The organism is Pedobacter sp. GQ55 (genome assembly GCF_059758925.1).
The window spans coordinates 1-19,078 of the sequence record NZ_JCAXEI010000005.1; the positions used below are offsets into that span (position 1 = coordinate 1).

General features: G+C 39.6%; 17 protein-coding genes. 14 read left to right on the plus strand and 3 right to left on the minus strand.

Annotated elements, in window-relative coordinates; translation table 11 throughout:
- Positions 1–699, minus strand: a 699-nt coding sequence (locus tag AC6CH7_RS14560) for an RNA polymerase sigma factor (protein WP_498263445.1), incomplete at its 3' end; no start/stop codon positions are given.
- Between the two features lie 458 nt (positions 700–1,157).
- On the opposite strand from AC6CH7_RS14560, the gene AC6CH7_RS14565 reads away from it, so the two are divergent.
- The 14 genes from AC6CH7_RS14565 to AC6CH7_RS14630 all read left to right on the plus strand — a co-directional run bounded on the left by AC6CH7_RS14565 (position 1,158) and on the right by AC6CH7_RS14630 (position 16,190).
- On the plus strand, positions 1,158–1,526 hold the full coding sequence (locus AC6CH7_RS14565) for a helix-turn-helix domain-containing protein (protein ID WP_498263446.1): 369 nt from the start codon (positions 1,158–1,160) through the stop codon (positions 1,524–1,526).
- Between the two features lie 324 nt (positions 1,527–1,850).
- Positions 1,851–2,678, plus strand: coding sequence for an ABC transporter ATP-binding protein (locus AC6CH7_RS14570; protein WP_498263447.1), 828 nt, complete (start codon positions 1,851–1,853; stop codon positions 2,676–2,678).
- Positions 2,679–2,684: 6 nt separating this feature from the next.
- On the plus strand, positions 2,685–3,533 hold the full coding sequence (locus AC6CH7_RS14575) for a hypothetical protein (RefSeq protein ID WP_498263448.1): 849 nt from the start codon (positions 2,685–2,687) through the stop codon (positions 3,531–3,533).
- Positions 3,534–3,549: 16 nt separating this feature from the next.
- The gene (locus AC6CH7_RS14580) at positions 3,550–3,927 is read left to right on the plus strand and encodes a GntR family transcriptional regulator (protein ID WP_498263449.1); all 378 of its coding nucleotides are present in this window, start codon (positions 3,550–3,552) and stop codon (positions 3,925–3,927) included.
- Between the two features lie 18 nt (positions 3,928–3,945).
- A complete protein-coding gene (locus AC6CH7_RS14585) occupies positions 3,946–4,797 on the plus strand; it encodes a hypothetical protein (protein ID WP_498263450.1) in 852 nt (283 codons plus the stop codon).
- A 175-nt stretch (positions 4,798–4,972) separates the two neighbouring features.
- A complete protein-coding gene (locus tag AC6CH7_RS14590; RefSeq protein WP_498263451.1) occupies positions 4,973–7,351 on the plus strand; it encodes a PDZ domain-containing protein in 2,379 nt (792 codons plus the stop codon).
- A gap of 2 nt (positions 7,352–7,353) precedes the next feature.
- On the plus strand, positions 7,354–9,492 hold the full coding sequence (locus tag AC6CH7_RS14595; protein WP_498263452.1) for an alpha-L-fucosidase: 2,139 nt from the start codon (positions 7,354–7,356) through the stop codon (positions 9,490–9,492).
- 156 nt (positions 9,493–9,648) lie between these two features.
- Positions 9,649–10,899, plus strand: a complete 1,251-nt coding sequence (gene fucP / locus AC6CH7_RS14600) for an L-fucose:H+ symporter permease (RefSeq protein ID WP_498263453.1) — start codon at positions 9,649–9,651, stop codon at positions 10,897–10,899.
- A 26-nt stretch (positions 10,900–10,925) separates the two neighbouring features.
- Entirely contained in the window at positions 10,926–11,261 is a 336-nt protein-coding gene (locus AC6CH7_RS14605) for an L-rhamnose mutarotase (protein WP_498263454.1), read from the plus strand.
- The gene (locus AC6CH7_RS14610; RefSeq protein WP_498263455.1) at positions 11,261–12,919 is read left to right on the plus strand and encodes a UxaA family hydrolase; all 1,659 of its coding nucleotides are present in this window, start codon (positions 11,261–11,263) and stop codon (positions 12,917–12,919) included. Before AC6CH7_RS14605 ends, AC6CH7_RS14610 begins: the two co-directional genes overlap by 1 nt.
- A 10-nt stretch (positions 12,920–12,929) precedes the next feature.
- Positions 12,930–13,694, plus strand: coding sequence for an SDR family NAD(P)-dependent oxidoreductase (locus AC6CH7_RS14615; RefSeq protein ID WP_498263456.1), 765 nt, complete (start codon positions 12,930–12,932; stop codon positions 13,692–13,694).
- Positions 13,695–13,722: 28 nt separating this feature from the next.
- Positions 13,723–14,580: a fumarylacetoacetate hydrolase family protein gene (locus AC6CH7_RS14620; RefSeq protein WP_498263457.1), complete on the plus strand. Its 858-nt coding sequence runs from the start codon at positions 13,723–13,725 to the stop codon at positions 14,578–14,580.
- On the plus strand, positions 14,567–15,400 hold the full coding sequence (locus AC6CH7_RS14625; RefSeq protein ID WP_498263458.1) for an amidohydrolase family protein: 834 nt from the start codon (positions 14,567–14,569) through the stop codon (positions 15,398–15,400). Before AC6CH7_RS14620 ends, AC6CH7_RS14625 begins: the two co-directional genes overlap by 14 nt.
- Before the next feature lie 7 nt (positions 15,401–15,407).
- Positions 15,408–16,190: an SDR family oxidoreductase gene (locus AC6CH7_RS14630; RefSeq protein WP_498263459.1), complete on the plus strand. Its 783-nt coding sequence runs from the start codon at positions 15,408–15,410 to the stop codon at positions 16,188–16,190.
- Positions 16,191–16,278: 88 nt separating this feature from the next.
- Here the strand turns inward: AC6CH7_RS14630 and AC6CH7_RS14635 are convergent, their stop codons facing one another.
- Positions 16,279–18,054, minus strand: a complete 1,776-nt coding sequence (locus AC6CH7_RS14635) for an aminopeptidase P family N-terminal domain-containing protein (RefSeq protein ID WP_498263460.1) — start codon at positions 18,052–18,054, stop codon at positions 16,279–16,281.
- A gap of 37 nt (positions 18,055–18,091) precedes the next feature.
- Positions 18,092–19,039 carry a helix-turn-helix transcriptional regulator gene (locus AC6CH7_RS14640; RefSeq protein WP_498263461.1) on the minus strand — a complete coding sequence of 316 codons (948 nt, stop codon included), beginning with the start codon at positions 19,037–19,039 and terminating at the stop codon, positions 18,092–18,094.
- Positions 19,040–19,078: the final 39 nt, after the last annotated feature.

Genomic DNA, 19,078 nt, shown 5'->3' on the forward strand with positions numbered 1-19,078 from the left:
TCGCATGTGCAGGATCTTGGATTGTTCTTCGCATAAGTCGCCTTCGAATTTGAATTTGTTGGTTTTTCCTGTTGCCTCTAGTTTTTGTGAGCTGGTCAGAATGGACTTTAAGGTTTCCAGTGTTTTTTCAACCGTGCTGGCGACCTGATAGTCGGAGATGCCACCAATGTGCCAGGCGATGCGCTCATAGTTGAAAGCGTATTTCAGGCAGAGCTTGATAAACAGTTGCTGATTTTCGGTAAGATTGGGAATGACTGCCTCAACTTGCTGCCACTGCAGTTTTAAACGTTCATCAAGTTCTTCCTGATAGAAGATGTCATCGGGATCCAATTCCTCCTCAGGATCATAGCCTCCCATGAATTCCTGGTAGTTTTCGATTTCATCTAGCCGGAGCATATTCCGCTGGAAATTGTGACTTGAAGTTTTGTAATAGGATTTGCAGGCCTCGATCGTGGTGTCACTCAGGAAGGTTTCAATCTGATTGGGGTCGGTGATACTATTCCTGATTAGCCAGAGACGTAGAAATGCCTCGCTCACAATACAGGCCGCATTGGTGTCATCTTTAATGTACCGCATTCTTTTATAAAATAGTGATGGGTAGAGGCGGTTGTAAAAGTATTCAAGGCCTTTTTCATCACCCTGGCTGAATTTGAGGAAATTACGGTGTTTGTCGTCAATCTTGCAACTGGTAAAGTTCATATTAATAAAAGTTAGTTAGCAATTAATATGAGTCATAAAATGGAGTTAACGCAAAATGACGTGAAGCTCAATTCATCGAACTGGAGGTACTGGTATACCTGGGAACGACAAAAAGAGCCCACGCCATTTAGCGTGAGCATCTTCACTGTCACCTTGTTCCCTTTAAATTACCAGTTTTCCAGTTCAAGACTCTAGTGTAATGCTTCAAATTTTTTAAGAAGAATTACAAAAATAACATTACATAATAATTATAGTTAAATAATGATATTAAAACCTTCTATTATTTGTCACAAGGTCTTTAGTAATTAGTTCAATCCAATTAGAGGATTGTATTTTTTTATCACTGTTTTTACTATAATTATAATTTGGTGTTTCACTTAAGCTAAGATAATACAATTATTTCAAATCCACAAGTGGAGTTGATGTGTATTTTTAAATTATGTCAATTGCCACTGCAAATGGCAGAGAAAACCGAAGAAATTTTATACGTCGAGATATCCGAAATGGACTACCTCTTGATATGCAATGTAAAAGATCTTAGAAAAGAAATTGGTTTGACTCAATTGCAACTTTCTCAGAAGATGAAATTAGCAGATGGCTTTGTGTCAAAAGTTGAAACCTTTACCGAGAGGGCAAAATACAACATAAGGCATTTGCCATTGCTAGCTAAAGCGCTCGATTGTGAGATTAACGATTTGTTTCCAAAGCAAATCCCTAAAAATGACCAGGTGAAACTGACGCTACTTAGAACTAATAGAATCAACCACGACGGTTCTGTTTCTACTAAGAAAGAAACCGAGGTGATTAAAATCGATCCTATTCGTTAGACTGAATCCATTTTGAGTGGAAATACTCCTAACACACGCAAGAAATCCACTTTATGGGCTTGTTAATTTCAACTAGTTTGTTCCTATTTTTGTAATGGTACCGGAAGTTAATGGATGGGGAGATTGTCGATCTTTGATTGTTTATCAATTAACGTCCAAGAACATATCTTCTAATTGTTAAGAAGCGAGTAAGCGAAAACAAAGTGATCTACTTTGCTAGGTTAACACACCTTGAAATTTTATTTCTGAGTTTATTTTCCTAATTATTAGGATATTATAAAATTACATTATACATTAGTGTATTATTTAACTAATACAGTAGTAATGATAACAATTAACAATCTTAATTTTGGTTACAGTAAGCATAATTTGCTTTTTAAAGACATGAGTATGCAGCTTAGTGCTGGTCACATCTATGGCTTACTGGGAAAAAATGGTGCGGGTAAATCCAGTCTGTTGAAAAATATAGCTGGCTTGGTATATGCGCAAAGCGGCTCTCTAAATGTAATGGGATTTAATCCTGCAAAAAGAGAACCTGATCTATTGGCCGATATTTGTTTTATTCCGGAGGAGTTTCACCTTCCGTCAATCAAAATCGATGCTTATATAAAAGCAAATGCGCCATTCTATAAAAAATTTGACCATGCTTATTTGAATGTGTTGCTGGAGGAATTTAATATTCCCATTAGCAATAAGCTGGTTAATATGTCTTACGGACAAAAGAAGAAATTTATTATTGCCTTTGGTTTGGCTACTCAGGCCAGGTTAGTTGTGATGGATGAGCCAACTAATGGCTTAGATATCCCTTCTAAGGCTCAATTTCGTAAAGTCATGGCCTCTGCTTTAACTGACGATCGCTGCATTGTAATATCAACCCATCAGGTGCGTGATCTTGATAATTTGATTGATACTGTTATCCTGTTAGACGAAAGCACAATCGCTTTAAAGGCATCAATTGAAGAAATCACTCAAAAATTAACCTTTAAAAAGATGAAGGAATTAGATGAAACTGTGATCTATGCTGAGTCGGCACTATCGGGATATAACGCAGTAGTTCCAAACTTTCATCAAGAAGACAGCAAGATGGATATTGAGCTTTTATTCAATGCTGTGATTGCAGAAAAGGAAAAACTAAAACCGATTTTTAATTAACGCGCTATGAATAATACATTTAATCTCAACCGTTTCGGGTTATTGGTAAAAAGGCAATGGCTCGAATTTGGCAAAATATATCTGATTAGCTTGCTGGTGGTAACTGGTGCAATCATTGCATTTTATTTTTATGGTCTGCCAGAGCCGGATACAAGCACAAGCGATCCAATGTCAATTTATCCCATCAACAGTGACGGGCATGTAAATCTGAGGTTTAGAGTCCCTTTATTCCTTGTTCTAGGTTTCATCTTTATCAGTATCATCGCGAGTGGTTATTTTTCACTGTTAGGACAAAAGCCTAAGGCAATAATTGAATTGATGACCCCGGCCTCAACATTCGAGAAGTGGCTTTGTGGAGTAGTATATACAGGTATCCTTAGTATCCTTAGCTTTTTATTGGTTTTTTATCTAACCGATATGTTTTTTGTCGGCTACCTGAACAATATTGTCGGCAATATCAGTTACACGGTATCATCAGGGGTTGACCAAATCCCTATAACTACTGTGCTCAGTGTACAACCTTTTTATGCGGAGTTTTTTGAGCACGATGAAATAAAGGCATTAGCGCTATTCCCATTTGTGATCACCAGTGTTTTTCTATTGGGCTCAGTTTATTTTAACCGGTTTCACTATATAAAGACAACAGTTGCCATCATGCTTTTTTGCACTGTTGTTATATGCCTGATGATAAAAATAGCCGATTGGATGACCAGAGGCAAAGTGCAGGACTCAATTGGTTTTGGTTTTAGTGCCACTCACATGGAATTTCTAATCTATTCCCTAATAGGGATGGCAACTATAACAGTATTTCTCTGGATCATCACCTTTTTCAGGATAAAGGAGAAAGAGGTTTAATTTTAATTACACAAACATGGAATTTAGAGAGAATAAGGCAATTTACCTTCAAATAGGAGATTACGTTTGTGAACATATTTTGCTGGGGAAATGGAAAAGCGACGATAAGGTGCCTTCTGTTAGGGAACTTGCGGTGTCACTAGAGGTCAATCCGAATACGGTAATGAGAACTTATGAGCTTCTACAGAATAAAAATATCCTAAGCAATAAGCGGGGAATTGGTTTTTTTATTGAAGATGATGCCATTAAGCAGATAAAACTTTACCGTAAGGTCCAGTTCATGGAGGAGGAGCTTCCTGTGTTCTTCAGAAACCTTTACCTCCTTGATATTGGTTTCGAAGATCTGGAAACGCGCTACCAAAAATTTGTAAAAGAAACATTTACTAACCCTTAAAAACCAAAATTTATTCAGATGAAAACAAGTAATAAATTACTAATCATATTTGCGTTGTTAATGTTTATCATACCATTAACGATCATGGCGTACACCATAAATAGGGACTATAAAGATGCAAGTGATATCAAAGTCCAGGAAAATGCCAATTTACATTTTAATTTACCCTCTGCTGGTTTTACAAGCATAGGATTAAAGAAAAGTTTTAAATCTATAAATATTACCGGTGGGAAAGAGAAATCTTGGCACCTAAATCTTGTCAACAATGCTGTCTATGGGGTGAAAGTCGCTGAGGTATATAAAGATTTTGTTTCGATTAGTGTAGATGAAAATGAGCAGCTTCACGTGACCATTAAGGATGATCAGAAAAAAGTAACGTATCCTATCGCAATTTATATTTATGCACCCAAGATAGAGGAATTAAATCTATCGAATTTAGATGTTATTTCAGTGAAATTTAAAAACAGTAAAGCACCACTACGGTTAAATGCCAAGAACGTATTTTTACTAAATTTAGAGAAAGATTTTAATGTCAGTCACTTAGATCTTTTTGAAGAAAAAGTTAATGATTTAGTGTTGGGTGGAGAAGGAGTAAAAACCCTGAACCTGGATTTAAAATCCTCACGTTTTAAATCTGAAAGGAAATCTTTCAATTCCCTAAATGTATCGGCATCAGATGGATCAGCATTGAGCATCTTCGGCGATGAGCAAGGTAAAAATCAGTTTGGTATAAAACAATTGACGCTGAATACCACTGGTAAAGTAGATGTGGATTTAACGGACATCAAATTAAATGCGGTTTCTGGAACCTTATCAGATGAGACCATGATAAATGTACCTGTTGTCTACTTGAAACAAATGATTAAATAGGCGCGTTCTTTAAACTTGTATTTTAACTATTATTTAAGCCAGCCTGTAATAGGGCTGGCTTTATCATTATTACTTCATTTTGGCGTATAATTATCATGTTATGCCAAAATCGCTTAATGTTTAGACAATTTTAGAAAACTTTGTAGATTGTAATTCGCTTTCTTTGAGAAACCAAATGAACCTAATAAGAAAGCTGATGAAGTCTTTGTCCACATTCCTGTTTGCCTTATTGCTGATTGCTGGTCATGCCTTCGGCAAGGATATTTATGTATCTCCAAAAGGCAGCGATAAGAATTCAGGATCCATAGACAAGCCTTTTGCCAGTATTAAAAAAGCTCAGCTAACTGCACGAAATACACCCGGAAAAGTTATCATCTACCTTAGAAGCGGAACATACTACTTATCTGAGACCGTTGTATTCAGCCCTGAAGATTCAAGAAAAGCAAATGCCGGTCTAACCATAAAGCCATATGCAAATGAGAAAGTAACCATTAGTGGCGGCATCTTCTTAACCTTAAAATGGGAGCCTTATAAAGGAAACATAATGAAAGCCAAAGTCAGTGGAGATCATGTTTTCGACCAGCTTTTCATTGACAGCCATCAGCAGCGCATGGCAAGATACCCGAACTATAACCCAGCGGTAAGGTTTTATGGTGGATCTTCGGCGGATGCCTTAAGTCCTCAGCGTATTGCAAGCTGGAAAAATCCAACAGGAGGATTTATTCATGCTTTGCACAAAGCAGAGTGGGGTGGGTATCAATACCAAATCACTGGAAAAGACGCCGACGGCAAATTAAAAATTGAGGGCGGTTACCAGAATAATAGACAAATGGGTATGCACGATAAGTACCGCTTTGTAGAAAACATATTTGAGGAACTGGATACAGTAGGAGAATGGTACTACAACAAGGGTGAAAAGCTGCTTTATTATTATCCCGAAAAATCAGATGTCAACCTTACCACGGCTAAAGTAGAAATCCCACGACTAAAACATCTTTTTGAATTCAAAGGCTCAGAAGAAAGTCCGGTTACCAATATAAGCATCGAAGGTCTTGAGCTTACGCATACGCTTAGAACGTTTATGGAAACCAAAGAACCTTTATTGCGCAGCGACTGGACCATATACAGGGGCGGGGCAGTTTTAATGGAAGGTGCGGAGTCTTGCCAGATCAGATCTTGCTTCTTTAACCATGTTGGTGGCAATGCCGTATTTTTAAGCAACTACAATAGAAATAATAAAATCTCCGGTTGCCACATAGCCTTCGCAGGCGCAAGTGGGGTTTGTTTTGTAGGCGATCCAAAAGCAGTCCGGTCCCCAAGTTTTGAGTATGCCCAGTTTGTTCCGGTAAATGAAATTGATACCATTCGCGGGCCAAAAACAAACAACTACCCCGCAAATTGCACGGTCGAAAATACATTGATGTACGGATTGGGGCAAATTGAAAAACAGGTTGCCGGAGTACAAATTTCCATGTCTATGAGTATTACTGCTACGCACAATACCATTTACGACGTTCCAAGAGCAGGCATAAACATCAGCGAAGGAACATGGGGTGGCCACGAAATTTCCTTTAACGATGTGTTTAATACTGTTTTGGAATCTGGCGATCATGGTGCATTTAATTCATGGGGCAGAGATCGGTATTGGAATGCTAATGTCCCGGTAATGAATAAGATCGCTAAAGACAATCCTGCATTAATTACTGCGGATGTCATTAAAACCATTACATTACATGACAACAGGTTTCATTGTGAGCATGGATGGGATATTGATTTAGACGATGGATCGAGCAATTACCATATATACAATAATGTTTGCTTAAATGGAGGTTTAAAACTTCGCGAAGGCTTTTATAGAACGGTAGAAAATAACATCGTTTTAAACAATTCTTTCCACCCGCATGTATGGTTTGAAAACAGTGGCGATGTATTTAAGCATAACATCATCACCAGAAACTATTACCCAATCGGAATTAATTTTTGGGGTAAGGAAATCGACTATAATTTCTTTGCAGATAAAGCCTCATTAGAGAAATCGCAAAAGGCGGGTACCGACCAGCATTCAACCTTTGGTAATCCTGAATTCTTAAACCCGGCTATTGGTGATTATAGCGTTAAAAGCACTTCTAAAGCGCTTGCTGTGGGTTTTAAAAGCTTCCCTACAGATCAATTTGGGGTAACCTCTCCTGCTTTACGTAAGCTAGCGAAAAAAGCCCCAATTCCAGTACTTAAAGGAATTGAGGGGGTAAATACGAGTGAATCAACTGAATGGTTCGGTTTACAGATTAAAAATCTCGAAACATTAGGAGAGCGCTCCGCAACAGGAATGCCCGAAGAAGTAGGGATTCTGGTGCTTAGCGTTCATGCCAATAGCCCTTTTGCGGGAGTGTTAAAAGCCAATGATGTTATTCTTTCCTTTAAGCAGAAAACCACAAATAAAGTTGCAGATCTGATTGCCCTGCAGCAGCAAAATAAGTCAGATAAAACTGTCGAAATAACTATTTTTAGAAATCAGAATACACAAAAGATCACCCTGGATAAACCACTTAAATAAACATGAAACACACAACAACCATTTTATTTGCATTATTACTTTTCTGTAAAACCCTTGCTTTTGGACAGCACGATCCTAAAGCATTAAGGGAATGGCAGGATCAAAAATATTCCATGTTCATTCACTATGGAATCTACTCTGTATTGGGTGGCGTTTGGGAAGGTAAGCCGGTAACCAAAGGATTAAGTGAACAGATTCAGGCGCATGCAGGTATTTATAGTGATACGTACGCAGATGTTGCTAAAAGGTTTAATCCCCAAAACTGGAATGCCGATTCTATTGTTGCTCTGGCAAAAAAAGCCGGTATGCGCTCTCTGGTAATCACTTCAAAGCATCATGATGGGTTTTGTATGTTTAAAACAAATACAACAGATTTTAATGTGGTTGATGCCACACCATTCAAAGGGGATATTGTAAAGGAACTTTCCGATGCCTGTAAACGTGGTGGGTTAAGGTTTGGTTTATACTTCTCGTTAATCGACTGGCACTTCCCTCAGGCATCTCCAATCTCGAGCAGCAATTCAGATTATATTACTCCTGAGCATGTGGAATACAATAAAAAACAGATTACAGAATTGCTAAGTAATTATGGCCCTGTTTCTGAACTATGGTTTGATATGGGTTCCCAAAATGCTAATGAAAGCAAAGACCTTAGAGACTTGGTTCATAAACTTCAGCCAAATTGTATGATCGGCAGCAGAATCGGGAATGATATGGGCGACTTTAACGTAATGGGCGACAACCAGGAACCTGATTATGCCATCGGAGTGCCTTGGCAATCACCTGCATCTTTCTTCGACGAAACATGGAGCTATCGTTCATGGCAGGTGAGAGGAAGCGAAGAAGAAAAAATGCGCGAGAAACTAACCAGTTTAATCAGGGTGGCAAGCCGTGGCGGAAACTTCCTTTTAAACATCGGCCCAAAGGGAGATGGTTCAGTAGTTGATTTCGAAAAGGATGTTTTATTAAGCATCGGTAAGTGGCTCGATAAAAATAAAGAAGCCATTTATGGAACAGATCCAGATCCTTTTCACATCTCATTCAAATGGGGAAGCTTAACCAGCAGACGGGATAAAATCTATCTGCACCTGCTTTCAGCTCCTGAAAACGGGGTGATCATACTTCCCGGCCTTAGGGGAAAAATTAAAGATGCATTTGTTCTTGGAGAGGATAAAAAAGCGAAATTTTCCCAAAATGCCTTAGGTGTAAAAATTAATGTACCAGAAGGTTTGGATATCAGCAAAGAGTTTAAAGTAATTGCAATAGAATTTGTCAATGGTTATTCGCTACCTCCTGCAAATGTCATCGCTTTCACTAAAGCGCCTTTAATTCTTGACCCGTACAATGCTTTTAAACACTACAGCAGCTCAGGGGTAGATTACAACAACCGTTATCAGAGTACGGTAAAGGAATCGTGGACAATTAGTCCTTCAAAAACGGGGAACCTTGTTCCTGCAATCTATTATACAGATGAAGAAAAAGGAAAGGTTATAGATGTTGAGATGAATGGTAAAGCAACTGCAATAACCTTAAACGGAACTGGTGCAGAAAAGTTAAAGAACGATCCTTCTGCAATTAAATGGGGAGATATTTACCAAACCGGACCGCTTTATTCTGGTGTAGGTGGCGTACATGGCAACCTGATTAATGTAGATGTAAGCAAACCATGGCCAGATTCAAATGGCGGAACATGGGAGAAAAGGGGCGACATAAAAAATAATGTTACCTACGAAATAGAAGCCGACAGAAATTCGGCAACCTACCTATTACAGGAAATAACTTCAGCTAAAGACCAAACGTATCTGGTTGGCATAACCAGTGGAGATGGAGTAACGGTAACACTGAATGGAAAAGTGCTGGCAGAGCATAATAATCCTTTTAAAGATAAGCAGTTGAAAGATGTGATTTTATTACCGCTTAAAAAGGGAACAAACCAGCTTATCGTTAAGTATTACAATGGATTTAAAAAGGTTAATGTAATGAGCATTGATAACAATGTAAATCAAACCATTTACCGTCAGCAGCTGAAACCGCTGGCTGTAGAAAAGGGCAAGTATTATCCCCTTAGCTGGCAGTTGCATAAACCGCTTTCTCCGCATACTACTATCGGGTTATTTAACGCACGAATCGAAATCAAATAATAAATCAGAATCTTTAATTATGGAATTTTGCAAATTAAACTACCTAACAAAGATAATAGACGCTTTATTTGCCAAAATAGCTTAATAATAAGATAAAATGGTAAAATAAATCACTTCAAAAAACGCGTTCTTTGATTAACCAAAAAATTAAACCTGATGACTAAAAACAAGTACCTTTTTCCGTTTATTATGATTACCTCACTGTTTTTTATGTGGGGTTTTGTACATAATCTAGATCCAATACTTATTCCCCATTTAAAAAGGTCTTTTAGTTTAAGTACTTTAGAAGCATCTCTGGTTGATTCTGCAGTGTTCATCGCTTATTTTGTAATGGCACTGCCGGCAGGATTCATTATGAAAAAGTATGGTTATAAAACGGGGATCATTCTGGGACTTGCATTGTTTGCCATAGGATCATTTTTATTTATACCAGCTGCAAATACGCAGGCTTACGTATTCTTTTTGGGGGCACTATTTATCATCGCATGTGGACTAACCATTCTGGAAACAGCGGCTAATCCTTATGCATCCTTGCTTGGCCCTCCAGAAACGGCAACTTTTCGACTGAATTTTGCGCAGTCATTCAATGGGCTTGCAGCAACGGCTGCTCCTATAATCGGTGCTAAAATTATTTTAATAGAAGGGATATCTGATGAGAAGCTAAATACAATGACTGCTGCTGCAAGGGAATTTGCTTTGGCATCAGAAGCTTCATCAGTAAAAACACCATACCTGGTGCTGGGGAGCATTATTCTGGTCATAGCAATCATCTTTGTCTTTTTGAAATTACCCGAAATTGTGGAGACCGAAGAACCGGGAGACAAAGCAACTGACCATACCATATGGGACGCCCTTAAACACAAACACTTAAGATGGGCTGTTCTTGCACAATTCTTTTACGTAGGCGCTCAGGTTTGTGTGTTTAGTTTTTTTATTCTGTACGCTACCAAAGTCGCAGAAATAGATCAGCAAAAGGCAGCCGGCTATGCCGGTATTGGCATGGGCTTAGCCTTTTTAATTGGAAGGGTGCTTGGCACTTTCCTCATGAAATTTATAAAGGCAGAGCGGTTACTGGCTATTTACTCAGTAGCCAGCATAGTGCTGTGCGTTGTCGCAATAATCTCTCATGGCACTGTAGCATTGTTTGCAGTTATAGGTATTGCATTCTTCATGTCCATCATGTTCCCTACTATCTTCTCTCTGGGGATAAAGGATCTTGGGAAAGACACCAAATTTGGAAGCAGTCTGATCATCATGTCCATCGTTGGAGGGGCTGTATTGCCTCCGGCAATGGGTTACATTACTGATATAGCCGATATTCAAGTGGGTTATATTGTGCCATTAATATGCTTCGCAGTTGTATTTCTATTTGGTATAACCGGACACAAGGTTGTTAAAAGAACATAGTATTGAAACCTTAGAAAATATATAAAATGAAAAGATATTGTTTAGCGCTTGACCTGGTGGACGATCCTGATCTGATCAAAGAATACGAAGTAATGCATCAACAGGTATGGCCCGAAATTCAGGAGAGTATCACCTCTGCCGGAATCGATGCAATGGAAATTTACAGATATGGCAATAGGCTGTTTATGATTATGGAAGTAAATGGTAAATTTAGCTTTGAAAAGAAGGGAGCCATGGATGCCTCAAATGAGAAGGTACAGGAGTGGGAAAAATTAATGTGGAAATATCAACAGGCAATCCCGGGTGCTAAACCTGGTGAGAAATGGGTGATGATGGATAAAATATTTGAATTAAAAGCATAATGTCAATAATAACTAATAAGAGTTTTTTGCAAATACATCCAGACGATAATGTTCTGGTGGCCTTGCAGGATTTATCAAAAGGACAAAAAATTGAATGGAATAACTTAACATTCGATTTACAGGATGATGTACACGCCAAGCATAAGTTTTTCATAACCGATAGGGCAATTGGTGAGGATGTGTTAATGTATGGGGTATTGGTTGGCAAAGCAACTGCTCTTATTCCTCAGGGAGGATTAATGACGACCGAAAATGTTCATCATGCCTCTCAGGATTATGCTTACAGAGATGTAAATTATCAATGGCAGGCACCCGAGGTATCAAAGTTTCAAAACAGAACATTCAATGGATACCACCGTCAGGATGGTAAAGTCGGAACAGCAAATTATTGGTTGTTTATACCTACAGTTTTCTGCGAAAACAGAAATATGGACGTCATAAAAGAATCATTATACAATACCCTGGGTTATAATGTAACCGATAAATACAAACAGTTTACAGATCAGTTGCTCACTGCATATCAGGACGGGGAATCAATAGATTCCTTCAATATAGATAGTCTTGCATCTGCTCAGGCAACTAAAAAAAGAGTATTCAAAAATGTTGATGGTATAAAATTCCTTAATCATCAGGGTGGTTGTGGCGGCACGCGCCAGGATGCAGATCTGTTAAGTAATCTATTAGCGGCTTATGCTGATCATCCAAACGTAGCAGGGATAACCGTGCTTAGCCTTGGTTGTCAGCACCTGCAAACTCAAAGCTTGTTAGATGATATCAAAGCGCGCAATCCTACATTCAATAAAAAGGTATTAATTTTTGAACAGCAGCAAAGCCAGAGCGAAGAACAACTGATTAAAGATGCCATCCTTAAAACGTTTGAGGGTTTAACTGAGATCAATAAAATAGAGAGAAGCCCTGCTCCACTTAATAAATTATGTGTTGGGGTTAAATGTGGTGGTAGCGATGGGTTCAGCGGGATTTCTGCTAACCCTTCAGTTGGCTATACCTCTGATCTTTTGGTTGCACTAGGAGCTAAGGTGCTGTTGGCAGAGTTTCCTGAACTATGCGGTGCAGAACAAAATATAATCGACAGGTGTGTAGATAAACCAACAGCCGAGAAATTTATCAGGCTAATGCAGGAGTATGATGCCCAGGCCCATGCAGTAGGTTCCGGATTTCACATGAACCCATCGCCCGGGAATATTAAGGATGGTTTAATTACCGATGCCATCAAAAGTACCGGAGCGGCTAAAAAAGCAGGTACTTCTCCTGTAGTGGATGTTTTGGATTACACAGAGCCTGCAACCAAACAAGGGTTAAGCCTGGTATGTACTCCTGGAAATGATGTCGAGGCCACAACAGGAAAAGCTGCCAGTGGTGCTACACTAATCTTGTTTACCACAGGTTTAGGTACGCCAACAGGAAACCCTGTTTGCCCGGTAATTAAAATAGCAACAAACACGGCCCTTACCAAGAGAATGGGCGATATCATTGATATAGACACTGGTGCAATTATTCGTGGCGAAAAAACCATCGAAGAAATGGGCGAAGAGATTCTTGAATATTGCATCAAAGCTGCAAGTGGTGAAATCACACCTAAAGCAGTATTGTTAAATCAGGATGACTTCATCCCATGGAAAAGAGGCGTTTCATTATAATAAGTTAAGCATGTTCAGTTTAAAAGGAAAATCAGCAATTATTACAGGCGGAGGAAGCGGAATAGGCAGAGCGATATCTGTTCTTTTTGCAAAACAAGGGGCTCTGGTTCATATCATGGAACTCAACTCAGAAGCGGCCTCACAAACAATAGATGAGATCAGTAAGGCAGGCGGAAACGCCATAGGCTATAGCTGTGATGTAAGCAACCAGGCTCAGGTAATTGATATCTTTAACAAAATTGGAAATATAGATATCCTGGTCAACAACGCTGGCATTGCCCATGTAGGAAAGCTGGAAACCACAAGTGAAGATGATTTCACTAAGATCTTTAATGTAAATGTTAAAGGGGCTTACAATTGCTTATATGCGGCAATCCCGGCATTGAAAAAAAGCAGTTCAGCAGTAATCCTTAATATGGCTTCTATCGCTGCGTTGGTTGGCATTACCGACAGGTTTGCTTATTCTATGAGTAAAGGCGCAATTTATGCCATGACACTCTCTGTAGCGCGCGATTATATGGCCGATGGAATCAGATGTAACAGCGTTTCACCTGCAAGGGTACATACACCCTTTGTGGATGGCTTTATTGCCAAAAACTATGCAGGTCAGGAAGAAGCTATTTTTGAAAAACTATCCAAAAGTCAGCCAATAGGCCGCATGGGTAAACCAGAGGAAGTAGCCTCTCTGGCATTATACTTATGTTCAGACGAAGCTGGTTTTGTAACCGGAAACGACTATCCTTTAGATGGAGGATTTGTTAAATTAAATAACTAATTTGAGTTTTTAAAATAAATACATTTCAATGAAATTAATCAGATGGGGAGCAGCCGATCAGGAAAAAACCGGCGTTATTATAAACGATATTTGGTATGATACCTCGGCCTTTGGCGAAGACTACAATGAAAAATTTTTTAACGATAACGGATTAGCCAGACTGGATGCATTTGTTAAAGCAAATGAGGGTAAACTGGCCCAAATACCTGCAGATACACGTTTGGGTTCACCGGTAGCACGTCCTTCAAAAATAGTTTGTATAGGATTAAACTATGCAGACCATGCAAAGGAAACCAACGCACCACTACCACCTGAACCTGTTATTTTTATGAAGTCCTCTACTGCTATGGTAGGGCCTTTTGATGATATTGTGATCCCTAAAAATTCTGTAAAAACAGATTGGGAAGTTGAGCTGGCAGTGGTAATCGGGAAAAAAGCATCTTATGTTGACCAGGCTGATGCGCTTGATTATGTAGCAGGTTACGTTTTGCATAACGATGTATCAGAGCGTGAATTCCAGATCGAAAGAAACGGAACATGGGACAAGGGAAAAGGGTGTGATACTTTTGCGCCTTTAGGCCCATTCCTTGCCACACAGGATGAAATTGCTGATGTAGATAACCTTAGACTCTGGCTTAGCGTAAACGGCAAAATAATGCAGGATGGAAATACTGCCAACTTTATATTCAACGTGCCTTTTGTAATTTCATATGTAAGTCAGTTCATGACTTTGCTACCTGGTGATGTAATCTCTACCGGAACACCGGCAGGTGTGGGGTTAGGGTTTAATCCTCCTGTTTATCTTAAAGAAGGCGATGTTGTAGAACTTGGCATAGATGGCCTTGGCAGCTCAAAACAACAGGTTAAAAATTATGTTAAGAATTGATTCTCATCAGCATTTCTGGAAATATAATGCGGTAAGGGATAGCTGGATAACAGATGATATGGCGGTGCTGCAGGATGATTTTCTTCCAATGCACCTTCAGCCCGTTCTTCAGCACTTTAATTTCGATGGTTGTGTGGTTGTTCAGGCAGATCAATCTGCTGCGGAGAATGCCTTTCAACTTCAAAATGCCGAAGACCATTCTTTTATAAAGGGGGTGGTCGGCTGGGTCGATTTAAGGGCTGCAAACATCACTGAGCAGCTTGCCGATTTAAGCGAACATCCTCAGATGAAAGGATTCAGGCATATTTTGCAAGGCGAAACAGACCGGGCACTAATGCTCAAGCCTGATTTTGTTAATGGAATAAGCAAGTTAAAGGATTACGGATTTACTTATGATATATTGGTCTTTCCGGATCAGTTACAATATGCTGCTGAACTGGTAGCTAAATTTCCGGATCAGCCCTTTGTACTGGATCATATTGCTAAACCGGATGTTAAAAATAAAAACATTGATGATTGGGCGCTTGATGTACAAAAACTGGCAGCTCATGAAAATGTATACTGTAAAGTCTCTGGTCTGGTAACGGAAGCAGATTGGAAGTACTGGAAAAATGACGACTTTACCCCATATCTTGATGTGGTTTTTGAAGCCTTTGGAGCAAGTAGATTGATGTACGGGTCCGACTGGCCGGTAAGCCTGGTTGCAGCTGCTTACGGGCAGGTTGTAGATCTGGCTAAAGGCTATGTTTCCAGACTCTCAGAAAACGAACAAGGGTTATTTTGGGGAGGTAATGCAACTAAATTTTACAATTTGAAATAAGCAATCTATGGATCTGCAATTAAAAGATAAAATAATTATCGTAACTGGTGGTGCTAAAGGCATTGGCGAAGGCATAGTAAGGGTATTGGCCAAAGAAGGGGCCATTCCTGTTATCATTGGAAGAAACCAGGCCGACAATTTGAAAGTGGCTGATGATATAGCCGCAAACGGGGATAAAGTATTTCAGATCGTTGCTGAGTTAACTAATCCCGACGACAATGCCAAGGCTATAGCCCAGGTGTTGGAAAAGTTCGGCCGAATAGACGGATTGGTAAACAATGCAGGCGTAAATGATGGGGTTAGCTTAGCCAGCGGCAGCTATGAAAAGTTTGTAGAAAGCTTGCATAAAAACATTGTCCATTACTATTTAATGGCACATCATGCTTTACCATCACTCATCAAATCAAAAGGGTCTATTGTTAATATAGGCTCAAAAGTTGCTGATACTGGTCAGGGTGGTACATCCGCATACGCAGCCGCTAATGGGGGCAGAAATGCACTTACAAGAGAATGGGCGGTTGAATTACTACCTCATGGCATCCGTGTAAATTCTGTGATCGTATCAGAGTGTTACACCCCTTTGTATCAAACATGGATCAGCTCAATCCCTAATTCTGAAGAGAAACTGGCTGCTATTAAAGCTAAAATCCCATTGGGAAACAGAATGACAACTGCCGAAGAGATCGCAAATGCTACCGTATTTTTGTTGTCAGAAGTTTCCAGCCATACTACAGGGCAATTGGTATATGTTGATGGCGGATATGTTCATTTAGATCGTTCCGTTAGCTAAAAAGAGAACAACCGATGTGCCTTGAAAGCACGTCGGTTGTTTTACACCCCACTCTGCTAATCGGGTTAGAAATTTATTTTTTTGCAAACTAAATTCCCCTTGTTTCTTCTTTCAACCATTCCGCCTCTTCTTTACTAAGGAAAGGACTAAGCTTCTCAAAAACCAGCGCATTATAACCATTAAGCCAGTCAATCTGATTTTGTTCCAGTAAATCCTTTTTAACAATGTTAGTGCTTATCGGCGCAACAGTTAAACACTCAAAAGCATAAAATTCATTAAACTCATTGCTTACATCCTTAATGGTGTTTACCAGGTTTTCAATTCTGATACCATGTTTCCCCGGACGGTAAATTCCAGGTTCAACAGAGGTGATCATTCCCAGTTCAATGGCAACAGGTGTTGCAGTTGGGTTAAATACCTGCGGGCCTTCATGTACATTTAAAAAATAACCTACACCATGCCCGGTTCCATGCCCATAGTTAAGGGCATAATCCCATAGCGGTTTACGCGTTATCGCATCAATCTGATAGCCACAGGTGCCTTTTGGAAAGCGAGATTTACATCCGTCAATCATTCCTTTTAATACCAGCGTATAATCAGTTTTTTCTTCTTCTGTATTGTTTCCCATTGGGATGGTACGGGTAATATCCGTTGTTCCATAAAAATACTGGCCGCCAGAATCTACCAGAAATAACCCCTCAGCTTTTACTTCCGAATTGCTCTGCTCAGATGCGCCATAATGCGGCAGGGCACCATGCGCTTTATAAGCACTAATCGTATTAAAACTATCCCCAACAAATCCTTCTTGGGCTGCTCTGAACTTACGTAATTCAGCAGCTGCAGAAAGTTCCGTAATTAAAGTTTTCCCAATGTTTTCCGAAAGCCATTTCAGGAAACGGGTAATCGCAACACCGTCTTTAACCATTGCCCTTCGCGTATTGGCCAGTTCTGTTTCGTTTTTTATGGCTTTAAGCTGGGTAGAGGGATTGGTGTCTTTCACAACCCTAACCGTCTTGGGAATTAACTTTGCATACGCAAAGCAATTGCGTTTGGGATCAATGAATATGGAACTGTTCTCCGGAATCCTTTTTAAAGCATCCTCTATTTCCTGGTAATCAAATACCTCTACACCTTCTTTTAATAGCTGCGCCTTATCACCCGCACTGAGTTTATCAGGGTTAATGAATATTTTAGCATGATCCTGGTTAATTAATGCAAAGCTTAAAACCACAGGGTTGTAGCTCACATCATTGCCGCGGATATTAAATAACCAGGCCATATCATCTAACGAGGATATTAAATGATAATCCGCACCTTGTCTGCTTAGTGCCGCACGAACTTCCGAAAGCTTACTGCTTACCGATTGTCCGATATGCTTTTCTGCTATCAAAAATGCGTTTTGATTGGGCAGTTCAGGTCTGTTTTTCCAAATAGGGCTTAAATAATCTTTATTGGCCAAACTGATGTTCTTAACCGAAAACTGTTGTGTAAACAGGTCTCCTAAAAGCAGCGACAGCAATTTCTCATTGCTGGCCACTATAGCACCATTATCCAGCTTGTCAATAAGCCATTGAATATATTCAGGTGCATGCTGAACTTTTTGTTTTACCAGTTCAAAACCACTGTTTTCCAATTGTTCAGCAGCCTGCTCAAAATAACGGAAGTCGGCCCATAAGCCTGCAAAATCAGCTGTTATTACCAATGTGCCTGCCGATCCGGTAAAGCCCGAAGCAAAAGGAATGCATTTATAATGGTCTGGCAGGTATTCGCTAATGTGTGGATCTGCAGATGGAATAATATAAGCCTGTACATTGTCGGCTTGCATTTGTTTACGTATCGCGCTCAGTTTTTCCGGATAAGTCATATCTAGCTTTTTTATGTTATCCGACAAATCTATGGAATTATCTTTTTAACTCACCGGGCGAATATCCAAAATGCTTTTTAAAGGCTTTAGAGAAGTTATAAGGTTCATTATATCCTATGGTATAAGCAGCTTCATATACGGTACAATTCGAATCTAGCAGCATCTGCCGGGCATAATTCATTTTCAGTTCATTTAAATACCCAAATACAGTTAGTCCGAACAGCTCTTTAAAGCCTTTTTTAAGCATAAACTCATTTAGTCCCGCCTCACGTGCAATTCCGTTTAAGGTTAACGGATCAAACATTCTTTGCTGCACAAACTGTTTTGCAGCATGAAGCTTGTCTACATTATGGCGTTCTATTTTAATGGGTTTCTGCCCATCTAAACTGTCCGCCTGTTCCGCCTGAAGCAGAAAAAGCTCAATAATTTTAGATTCAAAGAACAGCTGCTTCATGTGCCCTGTATAAATACATTGCTGCATTTCATTAATCAGGACCTGCTGTTTAGAGGTTACCGGCAGGGCATGTTTTGATATTTCCGCCATTCGTCCGGCATCCACTTTATCCCAGAATCGCTTTAAACAATCCATATCCGTTGCAAATAGCCTGCGAAAGAAGGGCTCATACAACGAAATACCAAAACTCTTGATCTCCGGACTGCTTAAAGCGTAGTATCCATCAAAACTGGGCATAAAAGAAACCACATGCTCATTGTCATTCAGCACATACCTGTCTTTGCTTTGCGCCTCCCATGCCGCACTTTGTCCTTGTAACGAAAAATACATGTTTAGGGTAGGCGTTTGGGTTTGCTCGCGCATGGTAATTTCATGCTCCTGTTTGCAGCTCGCGGCAAAAATATCTGCGCCATCAATTTTTATTTCACTGATGTTCATGTAACCAGATGCACCTAATTCGTCAGTATAGTGCAACTCGCAGGTTTCTGAGAGATCTGTAAGAAGGGGTGCTTTTAATTCATTGTCGTTCATAGGGTTAGGAGATGATGTTAAAGGCGCTTCACTGGAACG